The following is a 14,623-nucleotide window of genomic DNA, read 5'->3' on the forward strand; positions in this document are numbered from 1 at the left end:
TAAAACGAATTCATTTGCACTGTAATTTTGTCTTAACAAAAAGAAAAAACTATGGGCAAGAAAAAAGTTTGGTTTATTACCGGAGCTTCAAAGGGCTTAGGATTAAGTTTGGTTCATCAGTTGCTAAATGCTGGCCAATATGTTGCGGCCACATCAAGAAATATCAATGAACTTAAAAAAGCAGTAAATAATGATAGCGGAAAATTCCTTCCTCTAGCCGTTAACCTGGCCGATGAGCAAAGCGTCGAGGATGCGATAAAGACGACTTTTACAAAATTCGAAAGAATCGATGTGGTCATCAATAACGCAGGTTACGGAATCGGAGGCAGTATTGAAGAGCTTAGCGATGCAGAAACACGCAACAGTTTTGATGTTAACGTTTTCGGAACACTGAATGTCATCAGAAAAGCTTCACCTTATTTAAGGGCACAACGAGCCGGACATATCATCAACATTGCATCAATTGCAGGTATTGCAGGCGCAACAGGCTGGGCAGTATATGCTGCGGCAAAATCGGCTGTGATTGCATTGTCAGAAGTATCGGCGGAAGACCTAAAAGAATTTGGCATAAAAGTAACTGTTGTGGCTCCCGGCGCATTCAGAACCAGTTTTTTAACTACTGATTCGCTGATTTTGGCTGCCAATCCAATTGCAGAATACGAAGAAGTGCGGGCAATACACAGCAAATACCTAAAAATGGACGGTCAGCAGATCGGCGACCCCGAGAAAGCTGCTGCTGCAATGATCTCATTGGCAAGTATGCCTAATCCACCCCTTCATTTACTTTTAGGGAACGACGCTTTTCAAAGAGCAAACAACAAGGTAGAATCACTACAAAAGGAATTTAGAGATTGGAAAGCCATTACAATTTCAACAGATTTCGATGAAAATTAATTCAATAGACAAAAACATTATGGAAAATCAAAAAGTATGGTTTGTAACAGGCGCATCAAAAGGCCTGGGACTTACATTAGTAAAAACATTATTAAGCAATGGCCTTAGCGTTGCCGCAACTTCAAGAAACCTGAACGATTTAATAAACGCAGTTGGTGAACACGGACACTTTTTACCACTAGCTGTTGATTTGATCGACGAAAGCAGTGTAGAAGCGGCAATCAGCCAAACGATCAGCAAATTTGGTCAGGTTGATGTGGTGGTAAACAATGCAGGCTATGGCATGCTTGGTGCTTTAGAAGAATTGAGCGATAAAGAATCACGTCAAAATTTCGATGTGAACGTTTTTGGTTCGTTAAACGTCATCAGAAAAGTACTTCCTCAATTGCGAAAACAACAATCAGGTCATATTTTCAATATTTCTTCAATCGGTGGCTTTTCAGGTAACTTCCCTGGTTTCGGAATATATTGCGCTACAAAATTTGCGGTGGTTGGTTTTACAGAATCGCTAGCGGCTGAAGTAAAATCGATGGGAATCAAAGCAACAATTGTAGAGCCGGGTTATTTCAGAACAGCATTCCTAACTGAAGGATCATTAGCCGTACCGAATAAACCAATTGATGCCTACAAAGAGGTACGCGACTCGCAAGCGGCACATCAGAACGACATCAATAACCAACAGCCGGGTGATCCTGCCAAAGCAGTTGAGGTAATTATTGAAGCTTCGAAAAGTGAAAACCCACCGCTCCATTTATTCTTAGGGCCTGATGCTTATCAGGTAGCTGATGCAAAAATTGCAGACGTACAAAGGGATATGGCCAATTGGAAATATCTGGCAACCGCCACTAATTTTGATGAGGTTGATGCGTAATATCTAGAGCAATCGTCATTTCGAGCGGAGTGCAGCGAAGCCGAGAACCCGAAGGCTCTGCGAAGCAAAATCTGTCTGGATAGATCTCTCCATTTCACTGCGTTTCAGTCGAGATGACGATTTTTCTTTTGGAGTCTGTTAATGGTAGGTTGGTGAAAAACCGTTTTTTGATATATTAAAGGCAATCGACTCCGCTCAGTGTGACAGAAATGTTAGATAAGTAAATAATTGGATGAAATTTCAACAGGCTCTTACAACTCTTTGAAATACTTCTTCCTAAACCATTGCGCCAGGTTAACCAGTGCAATTAATGCGGGTACCTCAACCAACGGACCGATTACACCGGCAAATGCTTGCCCTGAATGAATACCGAATACACCTATAGCCACAGCGATGGCCAATTCAAAATTATTACCAGTTGCCGTAAATGCAATAGCGGTACTTTTGCCATAATCGGCTCCAAAATACCTGCCCGCAAAAAAACTGATCACAAACATGATCACAAAATAAATCACCAAGGGTAAAGCAATTCGCAGTACATCAAACGGAATCTGCACAATTAATTCTCCTTTCAAACTAAACATCACTACAATGGTAAATAACAAGGCAATTAAGGTTATAGGAGAAACCATCGGTACAAAAGTGGAATAAAACCATTCTTCGCCTTTCCACTTGATCAGTACTTTTTGACTTAAAATACCAAGCATAAACGGAACCCCAAGATAAACTCCTACACTCTTTGCAATTTCTGCGATGGAAATTGATATAGAAAGACCTTTTAAACCAAAAAAGGGTGGTAAAACTGTAATAAAAAAATAGGCAAACACACTGTAAAACAATACCTGAAAAATACTGTTCAGGGCAATTAAACCAGCGGCATACTCTCGGTTCCCATCGGCAAGCTCATTCCATACCACCACCATCGCAATACACCTGGCAAGACCGATCATAATTAAGCCAACCATGTATTCGGGATAGTCATGTAAAAATGCAATGGCCAGGAAAAACATCAGAATCGGGCCGATTATCCAGTTTAAAACGAGCGAAACACTCAATATTTTTACATTTTTAAATACTTCGCCTAAATTCTGGTATTTAACTTTTGCTAAAGGCGGATACATCATCAGGATCAATCCGATGGCCAAAGGAATGTTTGTACTCCCGCTCGAAAATGAATTGGTCAAGACCGCTGATGATGGGAACAAAAAGCCTAAGCCCACCCCTAATAACATGGCTAAGAAAATCCACAGCGTTAAATAGCGATCTAAAAAGCTTAGGTGTTTTCTTTGAGCTGCCGGTGCACAAATATCTGCTGACATATTAGCCTTTAAAGTTTTCATTCACAAAATCTTCCATGTAACCCTTCACCAGATCTCTTGTTTTTCTAAATTCGGCCATGACTTCTTCATCGGTACCTACGGCTTTTGCAGGATCGGGAAAGTTATGGTGCAGTTTTATAGCCTGCGTTGGGAAATATGGACAGTTTTCTTTCGCATGATCGCAAACGGTAATCACATAATCGAAAGGCACATTAAAATATTCCTCAATATTATTTGAGGTTTGATTAGAAATATCAATTCCATCTTCGGCCATTACTTTTATCGCTCTTGGGTTAACGCCATGAACTTCGATACCAGCACTGTAGATTTTGGCTTTGTTTTGAGCAAAATGTTTCAAATAACCTTCTGCCAGTTGACTTCTGCAACTATTTCCGGTGCAAAGCACCAATACATTTTTCATTCCTATAAATTTTGAATCATTAACAACATCCACTTCCTGGAGAACAATTATTTTGACTGGCTGCTAGATTAACCAATTCGACCTTTTGCTTTATCGGCTGAGCAGGTGCACAACATTCTTCGCCGGTTTCGGTGGTGCCACAGCTCCCGCCACGGTTAATCGCTTTACATTGGGTAGCATCGGGTGTAAGATCCAAAACCAGGTTTTCCCCATCAATTTTAAATTCACCTGGAAACATCTGCCTTGTATCGAACGCAGAATTGCCAAATTCAATTTTAACAATTCCATTGGGGTTTAACGGCAGTTTGTTTTCTACCAGATTGATAATGGATAATGCTTTTTTCACCTGCATGGCCCTACCCGGTTCTTGTTCGGTAGGTTCCCATAACTGTACAATAATTTCGGTCCAGGCGTTCATTACCCCTCCACAATCTACTGAAACAATCGGCGCCTGTTTAATTTCGGTGATGTGATAATTGGCATTTACCCACTTACCCGGAGCATATTGAAACTGTAATACCAATTCTGGATGTTGTTGAAGCTCAGCCTTAAAGCTGTTCCATTCAGTTGAAGATGTATTGATCATAATATTGCAATTTAACGATTGATTTAAGTAAAAAATTTTAACAGCAGTTTTGCTCGCCCTTATATGCAGCAAAGAAATCGCCCAGCTGTGTTTGTAATAACTTCCAGGTTTTAGGTTCTATACAATAGCAAATACTCACCCCCTCGATAGTGCCTTGTATAATACCTGCATTTTTAAGCTCTTTTAAATGTTGAGAGATGGTCGCCTGAGCTAAGCCGAGTTCTTCAACCAAATCACCACAGATACAGGTATTCGATTTAAGAATGCGCTGAAGAATCGCAATCCGTGCAGGATGAGCCATCGCTTTTAATAACGCTGCCATCTGATTCTGCGCTTCGGTGAAGATTTCTGTTTTGGTAAGTCCCATAATTTTATATCGCAATATTACGATAGATAATTTAGTTATCAAAATTTATTTTTAAACCTACGGTAACGCACTACAGAATTTCTATAGATTCGATGATTTACTTAGTATATAAATATTTGTATTTTAAATAAAAATTAAATCATGTGGAAATTTTATGCAATACTTTCCGCTTTGTTTGCTGCTGCAACGGCTATTTTAGCTAAAGTTGGACTCAAAGGCGTTAATGGCAATATGGCAACGGCTATCAGAACGATAGTCATCCTGTTTATTGCCTGGGGCATTGTATTAGCAACCGGAGAAATTTCCCAGCTTAAAACATTGAGTAAAAATAACCTAATATTTTTAGGTTTATCGGGATTGGCAACGGGCTTATCGTGGATTTTCTATTTTAAAGCGCTCGAAACGGGTAATGTTTCTAAAGTAGCCCCGATTGATAAGTTAAGTGTAGCCATTGCAATGGGTTTGGCTTTTTTGATCTTAAAAGAACCGATTGAAACAAAAACATTAATTGGTGGAGGCTTAATTGTTGCAGGTAGTTTGGTGATATTACTTTAAGCCATATTTCACGATGCATCATTTATTTATTCATTCATTAGTTTTTTATGGGATACTTTAATTCAAAATTGGGTCCAGCTTCCTGATTTCCCTTAAGCCAGCCGTAGTATTCATTTAAAATGATACTGGATATTCCATCTGGTTCAGAAAAACCCCTTTGCGCAAAATAACTTTGTAACCTGGAACCGCCCCATAATCCCCAATTATTCCTGATCCACATACCCAATCCAAGATGTAAGCTCAATACATCGCTTCTTTCTTTAAAGTTTTTAATCATCTCCCGGTCAATTGGTTTTAAAGTTTTATTTAACTGCAGAAAACAATCGTTAAGATTAACGGGAATATAAACATGATTAATAGAATCTAATGTTAGCCGCCTGGCACGTTCCTTCTTTTGCTCTTCTTTCTCTACCAAAAGTTCTTGTTTAGCCAGAGAATCAACAGGATTCCTAAAACCGCCCAAAAAGTATTTGAAATATTGTTTTTCTGTTTTTTCAGACAAAAAACTGGCATCGAAAGTATTGGTTGTCATTATTGCCCTAATCTTATTTTCATCTATTTCTTTGGCACAGCTTAATGTGTCAATTTCAAAATTGCCGTTTTTTGTAAGGTAGCCCGCTAAAACTATCCGATATATTTTATAATTAAAAAAGTCTGTGGTGTTTATACCCACATACTTTAACCCGGTCTTATTTTCCATCTCAACTGCAAGTTTTTTTTGGTTTTTCTTGATCACAAAATCTGGAATGTATTTATAGGCATATTCGAAAAAATCGGTTTTTGGTATCTCGCGTTTTAGTCTTTTGAGCTTCTCATAAACAGATGCGAAAGGAACTTTTGATATAATCTCACGCTTTTTAAGATCGTATAACGTTACCATCTTCTTTGTATCTACACAGTAAATAACATCATTATAATTAAGCACGTACTGCTCGTTTAAAAATTTTTCTTCATCGGTTGTGCCTTCGTTAAATACGACAAGCTCTGGCTTACTTTTTTGATAATCGATTACCGTACGCGAATTATCGTAAAACAGATTGCATTTCTCTACATCGGAATTACAGCTCGAAAATTCCTTTGTAGTATAAGTTTCTGCCCTTTTTCCATCCTTATAGATAATAACATTCTTAAAACCATCATCACGATAAGTCGCATTTGCCAGATAAGCTATTGTAGAGCCATCATTCGAAATGGTTAAGAAATACTGGTCAAAAGTATATACATCAAATGAACGGTTGATCTCATACATTACTTTATTGCCCTTGTATATTATAGATTTACCCCTGGTTGTTGGAAATTCATCATCGTATGAATAAGATTTAACCGAAAATTTTCCATTGGAAGAAAAAACTTCTGTGATTGGAACACGGGAGGTTGAGGACTGGCTAAAAGTAGGAATGCCGAGTAATAAAAGAAATGCGAATGTGAGCGTTATTTTTGTCATACTATTAAAATAAATAAAAATAGTTTATCGGTTAGAATATAGATGTTAAAAGATCTTAAATTCCACAGGTATTAAACATAGTTTTCATTTAAAATAAAAAAACCGTTAACTAAAATTAGTCAACGGTTTAATTTGTACAGGGACGAGAAAATTATTTCTTAGGTTTTGCACTCATGTAAAAAGTAAGCTTTCCGCCGTTGGTGATATCGGCATGTTTAATTTTATGATCAGTAATTTCTTTGCCGTTCAATAAAACTTTCTCTACATAAACATTTTTATCGCTTTGCTTAATAGCCTCAACAGTAAATGTTTTACCGTTTTCTAAATTAATTACCGCATTATTAACCAATGGACTACCTAATGAATATACATCAGAACCTGGTGATACCGGATAAAAACCTAACGAAGAGAACATATACCAGGCACTCATCTGTCCACAGTCGTCATTTCCACCCAAACCATCGGCTGTAGGTTTGTACTGCATGTTTAAGATGTGACGGATCTGCGCCTGAGTTTTCCATGGCTGATCGGTCCAGTTATAAAGGTAAGCGATATGGTGTGCAGGCTCATTACCATGCACATAACCACCAATAATACCTTCGCGGGTAATATCTTCAGTATGCGCAAAAAATTCGTCAGGTAAGTGCATGGTAAACAAAGTATCTAAACGGGTTGCAAATTTCTTTTTGCCGCCCATCATTTCAATCAGTGAAGCCGGATCCTGCGGAACAAAAAAACTGTAGTTCCAGCTATTTCCTTCGATAAAACCTTGTCCTTCGGTATCTTTTGGATCGAATTGCTTTTTAAAAGAACCATCTGCCAATTTAGGGCGCATGAAACCAGAAGCACTATCGTAGTTGTTTTTCCAGTTGTTAGAACGTTTGATAAATTCGTCGTAAACATCCATACGGTTTAATTTCTTGGCCAGTTGCGCAATCGACCAGTCATCGTAAGAATATTCTAAGTTATTGGAAACCGAAATGCCCGATTTTTCTGCTGGGATATAACCTTTATCCATATAATAGCCAATTCCCTCGTAATCGCGGTGTTTTGCTGTTGCAATGCAGGCATCCAATGCTTTGTTCGCATCGCCATTGTAGGTGCCCTTAATAATCGCATCAGAAATTACAGAAACACTATGGTAACCACTCATGCACCAGTTATCATTGGCATAATGCGACCAAATCGGCAACATGTGCAAACTACTCTGATCGTAATGCGCCATCATCGATTTCACCATATCATTACTGCGGCTTGGCTGCATAATATTAAAGAATGGATGTAAGGCCCGGTAAGTATCCCAAAGCGAGAATGTGGTGTAATTGGTAAAGCCTTCGGCTTTATGTATCCCCTGATCTAAACCTTTATACTCGCCATTAATATCGGTATAGGTTGTTGGATTGATAAAAGCATGATATAAAGCGGTGTAAAAATTGATTTTATTATCGTTAGAAGTTGTAACCTGTATTTTATTCAGTTCTTTATTCCAGGTAGCCTGTGCCTGAGCCTTCACTTTTTCGAAATCCCAGCCCGAAATTTCTGCACGCATATTTTGCAGAGCATTTTCCTGGCTAACGGGCGATAAAGCAAATTTAATTTTAATCTTCTCTCCTTCCTGGGTACCGAAGTCGAAGTACATTTTCAGTTTTTTGCCTGCAATTTCAGGAAAGTTCTGCTCTTGGTTAAACTTGCCCCAAAAGCCTCTATAAGCCTGTTTAGCATCATAGCTTTTACGTCCGTAGCTTTTAAAAGGTTTAGAAAAGCTCATCGCAAAATATACGGTTCTGGTTCTGGCCCATCCGTTGGTTTGGCGGTAACCGGTAATCAGGGTATCGTTCACTACGCGAACGTAAGTCCACACCGTTTTTTCTTCGTAATTATAAATACCAGCCATCAGATCGAGAATAATGTGCGATTGATCCGATTTAGGAAAAGTATATTGATGCATCCCTACCCTCGTGGTCGAAGTTAATTCGGCGGTAATGTTATCATCATCTAATTTTACTTTGTAATAACCAGCCTCTGCAACTTCATTGGTATGCGAAAATGCCGAACGGTAACCACTTTTCGGATCTGATGCAGTACCAGGATTCAATTGTAATTTACCTTGTGTAGGCATAATGAGAAAATCACCCAGATCGGAGTGACCAGTACCGCTAAAATGGGTATGGCTAAAGCCTGTAATGGTTTTATCTTCATATTTATAACCCGCACAGTATTTATATACATCGCCATTGTATTTTCCGTTTACTTCGTAAGATAAAGTATCCGTTTCGGGGCTTAGCTGTACCGAACCAAATGGGACTGTTGCGCCAGGATAGGTATGCCCCATTTTAGATGTACCAATAATGGGCTTAACATACTGCACCAGATTCTGCTGTGCCGATGTAACCAGGGCCGATAGCAAAAGACAAGGCAGGATAATTTTTTTAATCATATCTTTTTAAAATTTAGCTTGTTTTATTGAAAATTCTAAGGTATTAATTTATCTTCAAATATGTATAAAACATATCACTAAAACGTTTAAGTAAAACAAAAAATACATTTTATAAGCTTGAAGATACAACTTATTGTGATTCAAACCTCGCAGGTTTTAAAAACCTGCGAGGTTTATGCGTGTTCTTTTTTATTGTCAAAGACCACAGACTTTATGATCTAAACCTGATAGAACGGAAAGCCCGGAGGTGAGGTACGAGCCGAGGACTTGAAGGGATAGCAGGACTGCTGATAGCCACTAACACCGGACCAGCCATTTTCAAAATATTAATGACACCTGAGTCACTTTAGCCCATCTAAGTAATAAGCAGAAGCAATTTAACAACCGCTTTTTACAAGTAACTGACTTGCTTTAAATAATTTCAGCTAAATAAACCTTATTTTTGCATCCAATATTTTTAAGATGAGTAAACACGGTAGAATTCTGGTTGCCATGAGTGGCGGGGTTGATAGTTCGGTAGCGGCTGTAATGTTGCATGAGCAGGGTTATGAAGTTATTGGATTAACCATGAAGACCTGGGATTATGCTACTTCTGGTGGTAGCAGTAAAGAAACCGGCTGTTGCTCATTAGATAGTATCAACGATGCCCGTACACTTGCCGTAAACTATGGCTTTCCCCACTATATCCTTGATATCAGGGATGAATTTGGCGATTATGTAATCGATAATTTTGTTGATGAATACCTTGCGGGACGAACTCCAAATCCATGTGTGCTATGCAATACGCATATTAAATGGGAAGCACTTTTAAAACGTGCCAATAAACTCGATTGCGAATTTATCGCGACAGGGCATTATGCCAATATCCGCCAGCAAGACAGCGGCCGTTATGTAATTTCAAAAGGAAAAGACGAAAACAAGGATCAATCTTATGTACTGTGGGGCGTTTCGCAAGAAAATCTTTCGCGTACTAAATTCCCTTTGGGCAGTTTTGCGAAATCTGAAATCAGACAAATGGCTTTAGATATGGGACAGGAAGAACTGGCAAAAAAATCGGAGAGTTACGAAATCTGTTTTGTTCCGGATAACGATTACAGGGCTTTCCTAAAACATAAAGTAGAAGATTTAGAAGACAGAGTAGCTGGCGGAAATTTCATTTTAGGTAATGGAATGGTTGTTGGGCAACATAAAGGTTATCCTTTTTACACCATTGGCCAACGTAAAGGTTTAGGCGTTGCCTTTGGCGAGCCCATGTTTGTAACGCAGATCCTCCCAGAAAGCAATACTGTAGTTTTGGGTAAAGCTGATGAGCTTGAACGCCGCGAAGCCATGGTACGCAACATTAACCTGATAAAATATGCAAGCATTGAAGAACCAATGAATGATGTGATTACCAAAATCCGCTACAAAGATGCGGGTATGTTAAGTACAATTGTTCAGGAAAAAGATAAAATGCGTGTGGTGTTCGATCATAATGTTTCAGCAATTGCACCAGGACAATCGGCGGTATTTTACGAAGGAAATGATTTATTGGGCGGAGGATTTTTAGTTTAATAGACTCCTATCCGTTATATACGAGCGAGCGTCATGCTGAATTTATTTCAGGGTCTTACTAGCGAAATAGACCCTGAAATAAATTCAGGGTGACGACCACAAAAACAAAAAACGAGATGCTATTTAGCATCTCGTTTTTTGTTTAATCGTATTTTACAAATCCTTTAATAAACTGAGGATTGATCAATTATTCATTTCCCTTAAAAACATTAATAGAGGCTGTTTTCCAGTGGATGTAACCTAAATTACCGCAGGTTTGGGCTACAAAGTTTTCTACATCTTCAGGCACATCGTTAACAACTCGCCATCTTATTTTATATTTGGGATTATAACTTATATATACCACTAAATCATCACTACGTTGCCCAATGGCATGTAAATGCTGCAAATGAATGTCCTGCAGATCTGCAGCAGCAATCCTCAGTCTTTCATTCATGATTTTACCTAATGAAAGATCTGGTCTAAAATCTGTTTCGAATATGGCTAAAACGGTAACGGTCATATAAAAAATAAATATATCAGCAAACAAACCAAGCTAGAAGCTTTTTATTTAAAATCATCAATTAAATACAAGGAATTATCTTTATAATATGCCTTGTACCCTGCTTCTCCAAGAGCAAATCTATACTAAAAAAATTAGTATCAAAATTTATTTTTGTATTTTTTTTAGTCAACGCAAAAATTATAGAAACGCATGACATGTGCCACTAATAAGGTTAATAACTGTAACATTGTGTATAACTATCTTAAACATCTGATAGCTAGGTTAGTTATCTATATAACAAAAGTAGAGCTTATGAAAAAGTGCATCTATGTAGTTGAAGACAATCCGAATATTAGAGAAATCATCGAATTTCTATTAATTGAGGAACAATACGAGGTGAAGACCTGTCCAAACACCAATGATTTTTGGTTTCAGATGAGTAAACACCGTCCGGATATGGTGATTTTAGATATCATGTTACCTGATGGAAATGGGCTGGATATCTGCAACATGCTAAAGCGAAATATTAAAACACATGATATTCCGGTAATGATGATGTCGGCCAATAACCACTTGAACGCCGTTAAAGCTAAATGTGATGCAGAAGATTTCATCAACAAACCATTCGATCTAAACGACTTTGCTAGTAGGGTAGAAAAGTATTTAGCGGCTTAGTTCAGTCGGGAGTTAATAGTCCTCAATCTTTAGTCGATTGAAACCTTCAATGGGTGACCATTAAGAACATTAAGTCTTAAAATATCGCTAAAGTTTAGTCCAGAGTTGGTAGTTACCAGTCAGAGTAGATTAGGCACTATTAAGGACTAATGAACAAATGACTAGTGAACAAATGAACTAAAAAATCTACTGCAGTAAATCTGTTTACCGCAGTAGATTTTTTTTAAATCGATATGCTTTCGATAGCTTTATCCAGTGCTACATCTTTCAGATTTGGCATACTTAATCCTTCTGCCCTGATTGCCGTAACATCTACCATACCCATAAAACCCAATACCGATCTAAGATATGATTCAGTAAAATCGTAAGCTTTCATGGGGCCTTCCGAATATACACCGCCAGATGAAATGGCTAAATACAGCTTCTTGTTTTTCACTAAACCTTCAGGACCATTTTCAGAATAACTAAAAGTTTGGCCTGCACGTGCAATGTGATCAATCCATGCTTTTAAAGTAGATGGGATACCGAAATTGTATAAAGGTGCACCAATTACGATCACATCAGCATTTTTAAGTTCGGCAATAGCCTCGTTAGAATGTTTGATCGCTTCGGCAAATTCAGCTGTGTGATTTTCAAGCGGAGTAAAAAAAGAATTAATGTGTACTTCTTCCAGATGTGGGAATGGGGTGTTCGTCAAATCATGTGTAATTAATGTACTATCAGGATTTGCAGCCTGTAATTTTTCAACAATCGCATTTCCCAATTTAATACTGAATGATGCTTCACCTCTCGGGCTTGATATAAGATGTAATATTTTCATTTTTTTTGCCTTTTTATGTCTGGCAAAATTATAGATACGAAGTATCAAAAAGCTACTACTATACCAGAGGATAGTGCTATCCTTTGGTATAGTTGCTATTCTTTCTTAATTAAAAAGGCAGTTACAATGATTTATTGAAATTCGTCATTCCCAACTTGATTGGGAATCTTAACGCATTAAGATGTGATTTATTTGCATTAGGATTCCCGCATGCGCGAGAATGACGATTCATTTGGAATTACATTACTTAACCTGCTCAATTACAGCAACAAAGCCACCGTCTTTTACCATATTGATATCGATCGTTTCTCCTGCTTTAATTGGTTTTACGATGCGTTTAAAATCCATTGCCTGAAAATCGGCATTGATGCCATCTTTGATCAGGGTGATCTGGTAGTTTGTGTTTGCTTTCAAGAAACTGGCTTCAACTTTCAGATCATGTTTTTGATCGTTGCCCATAGCGCCAATAAACCATTTTTTGCCTTTGCGTTTGGCCGTAACGATATATTCGCCAACACTTGCATCCAGGATTTTAGTTTCATCCCAGGTTACGGGAACGCTGGTAATAAACGAAGTGGTTTCGGGCTCTCTTAAATAGTTAAAAGGATTATCGGCCAGCATTTGAAAACCACTTTCAAAAACAATATACATGGCCAGCTGATGCGCCCTGGTACCAATGCTCATGGTATTTACCCAGCTAGGTTTATAATCCTCTTTATGTGCCGAACGCATGGCCCCGGGCGTGTAATCCATCGGCCCCACTGCATTACGTAAAAATGGAAGGAATAAGTTGTTGTTTGGCGTGGCCAAACCGCCTCCAATATTTTGTTCCATACCTATAACGCCTTCATAAGAGAGCACATTGGGATAAGCTACTTCCAAACCAGCTGGTTTAAATGCACCATGAAAATCGACCAATATGTGGTGTTTGGCGGCTTCTTTGGCTACACGGGTATAATAGTTCACCATCCATTGATCGCTCCTATCCATGAAATCGATTTTAACCCCTGCAATGCCCCATTTCTCCAGCGTTTCGAAAATATTGAAGTTATTTTCTACCGCCAGCCAGGTAAACCAAAGTACAATTTTTACATTTTTCTGTTTGCCATAAGCAATTAACTCTTGCAGGTTTATGGTTGGATTAGGCTCAAAAGGATTAAGCGTTGTTTTCGCCCATCCTTCATCCATAATGATGTATGGAATACCAAATTTCGAAGCAAAATCGATATAATATTTATAGGTATCCTGGTTATAACCCGATTTAAAATCCACGCCATATACATAGGCATTATGCCACCACTCCCAGGTTACCTGGCCAGGTTTTATCCATTTGGTATCTTGTAACTGGTTAGGTGTACTTAACTTATAAACCATTTCGTTAGCAGCCAATTGTGTATCCTTATCGGTAATGACCAAAAAACGCCATGGAAACGATCTTTTACCAGCTGTTTTTGCAATATAATCGGCTTCTTTTAAAATTTTCTGACTTCTGTCTCCATCTTCTCCAAAAGCCAATGGCACCTTTGGAAAAATAGCATCAACAGTTTTATCATCTGTTGCTTTTACAAACAAACAAGGGTAATCGTATAGATCTGCTTCTGATAAAAGTGTTTTATATTTTCCTGTGTTGAACAATATTGGCAATACACTCATCTTCTCTTTATTCACTTTTCCCAGCTCGTTTTGGCGGTATAAAATCTCATACGAAGTTTTAAAACCGCCTGTTTCTAAATAAGCCGCTTTAACCGGATTATTAAAATTAAGGTGTACATCTTCGCTATTTATAATGATCGAGTCTTTTTTATTGGTAATAAATCGGTAAGCTATCCCATCGTTATAAGCTCGAAATTCTACACTAAAATCGCCTTTAAAATCTAACCTTAACAAGTTATAATGATTAATCACTGTGGCATTTTTAAGCGGTACAACAGGATTTGAACTGGTGTTTATAGATGAAAATGTTTTTTTGATCAATTTTGCATGCTCACCAAGCTTTGCCTGAGCCAAATTTAACTGTAAATAGGAATCGGCTAATAAAGGATCACCATTGAATGTAACAGCGTAGCCAATTTTTTCTTTAATGGCTACCGATATTTTGATCCGCTTATCTGGAGATAGGATCTCTATAGGGGCGCTAAAGAGTTTTATTGTAAAAACCAGCATTAAGGCGGCAAATGACAGATATTTTTTCATTTT

14 protein-coding genes are annotated in these 14,623 nt (G+C 38.1%); 5 read left to right on the forward strand and 9 right to left on the reverse strand.

Features of this window, described 5'->3' with window-relative positions:
• The first annotated feature begins 51 nt into the window (after window positions 1–51).
• Both J7E57_RS12845 and J7E57_RS12850 read left to right on the forward strand, forming a co-directional pair.
• Complete coding sequence (locus J7E57_RS12845; protein ID WP_215129022.1) at window positions 52–894, forward strand: SDR family NAD(P)-dependent oxidoreductase; 843 nt, start codon at window positions 52–54, stop codon at window positions 892–894.
• Window positions 884–1,765 (forward strand): SDR family NAD(P)-dependent oxidoreductase, encoded by an 882-nt coding sequence (locus J7E57_RS12850; protein ID WP_251029900.1) that lies wholly within the window; start codon window positions 884–886, stop codon window positions 1,763–1,765. Before J7E57_RS12845 ends, J7E57_RS12850 begins: the two co-directional genes overlap by 11 nt.
• A 251-nt stretch (window positions 1,766–2,016) precedes the next feature.
• Here J7E57_RS12850 and arsB read toward each other — a convergent pair whose 3' ends face one another.
• From arsB to J7E57_RS12870, 4 genes are read right to left on the reverse strand one after another with little or no spacing between them, the layout of a single operon-like run.
• Complete coding sequence (arsB, locus tag J7E57_RS12855) at window positions 2,017–3,084, reverse strand: ACR3 family arsenite efflux transporter (protein WP_215129026.1); 1,068 nt, start codon at window positions 3,082–3,084, stop codon at window positions 2,017–2,019.
• A gap of 1 nt (window position 3,085) precedes the next feature.
• On the reverse strand, window positions 3,086–3,505 hold the full coding sequence (locus tag J7E57_RS12860) for an arsenate reductase ArsC (RefSeq protein WP_215129028.1): 420 nt from the start codon (window positions 3,503–3,505) through the stop codon (window positions 3,086–3,088).
• Between the two features lie 19 nt (window positions 3,506–3,524).
• Entirely contained in the window at window positions 3,525–4,091 is a 567-nt protein-coding gene (locus J7E57_RS12865) for a DUF6428 family protein (RefSeq protein ID WP_215129030.1), read from the reverse strand.
• A gap of 37 nt (window positions 4,092–4,128) precedes the next feature.
• A complete protein-coding gene (locus J7E57_RS12870) occupies window positions 4,129–4,458 on the reverse strand; it encodes an ArsR/SmtB family transcription factor (RefSeq protein ID WP_215129032.1) in 330 nt (109 codons plus the stop codon).
• Window positions 4,459–4,599: 141 nt separating this feature from the next.
• Here J7E57_RS12870 and J7E57_RS12875 point away from each other — a divergent pair, with 141 nt between their 5' ends.
• Complete coding sequence (locus J7E57_RS12875) at window positions 4,600–5,013, forward strand: EamA family transporter (RefSeq protein WP_215129035.1); 414 nt, start codon at window positions 4,600–4,602, stop codon at window positions 5,011–5,013.
• Between the two features lie 37 nt (window positions 5,014–5,050).
• Here J7E57_RS12875 and J7E57_RS12880 read toward each other — a convergent pair whose 3' ends face one another.
• Complete coding sequence (locus J7E57_RS12880; protein WP_215129037.1) at window positions 5,051–6,457, reverse strand: DUF6794 domain-containing protein; 1,407 nt, start codon at window positions 6,455–6,457, stop codon at window positions 5,051–5,053.
• A gap of 151 nt (window positions 6,458–6,608) precedes the next feature.
• Window positions 6,609–8,894, reverse strand: a complete 2,286-nt coding sequence (locus J7E57_RS12885) for a GH92 family glycosyl hydrolase (protein WP_215129039.1) — start codon at window positions 8,892–8,894, stop codon at window positions 6,609–6,611.
• A gap of 462 nt (window positions 8,895–9,356) precedes the next feature.
• On the opposite strand from J7E57_RS12885, the gene mnmA reads away from it, so the two are divergent.
• Window positions 9,357–10,448 carry a tRNA 2-thiouridine(34) synthase MnmA gene (mnmA, locus tag J7E57_RS12890; RefSeq protein WP_215129041.1) on the forward strand — a complete coding sequence of 364 codons (1,092 nt, stop codon included), beginning with the start codon at window positions 9,357–9,359 and terminating at the stop codon, window positions 10,446–10,448.
• Window positions 10,449–10,635: 187 nt separating this feature from the next.
• On the opposite strand, the gene J7E57_RS12895 is transcribed toward mnmA, so the two are convergent.
• Window positions 10,636–10,950 (reverse strand): hypothetical protein, encoded by a 315-nt coding sequence (locus tag J7E57_RS12895; RefSeq protein WP_057934638.1) that lies wholly within the window; start codon window positions 10,948–10,950, stop codon window positions 10,636–10,638.
• A 294-nt stretch (window positions 10,951–11,244) separates the two neighbouring features.
• Between J7E57_RS12895 and J7E57_RS12900 the strand changes: the two genes are divergently transcribed.
• Window positions 11,245–11,607: a response regulator transcription factor gene (locus tag J7E57_RS12900; RefSeq protein WP_215129043.1), complete on the forward strand. Its 363-nt coding sequence runs from the start codon at window positions 11,245–11,247 to the stop codon at window positions 11,605–11,607.
• 223 nt (window positions 11,608–11,830) lie between these two features.
• Here J7E57_RS12900 and J7E57_RS12905 read toward each other — a convergent pair whose 3' ends face one another.
• Together J7E57_RS12905 and J7E57_RS12910 are read right to left on the reverse strand one after the other, a co-directional pair.
• Entirely contained in the window at window positions 11,831–12,427 is a 597-nt protein-coding gene (locus J7E57_RS12905) for an FMN-dependent NADH-azoreductase (RefSeq protein WP_215129045.1), read from the reverse strand.
• 243 nt (window positions 12,428–12,670) lie between these two features.
• A complete protein-coding gene (locus tag J7E57_RS12910) occupies window positions 12,671–14,620 on the reverse strand; it encodes a glycoside hydrolase family 97 protein (RefSeq protein WP_215129047.1) in 1,950 nt (649 codons plus the stop codon).
• Window positions 14,621–14,623: the final 3 nt, after the last annotated feature.

This window comes from Pedobacter sp. ISL-64 (assembly GCF_018613605.1).
Lineage (GTDB): Bacteria > Bacteroidota > Bacteroidia > Sphingobacteriales > Sphingobacteriaceae > Pedobacter.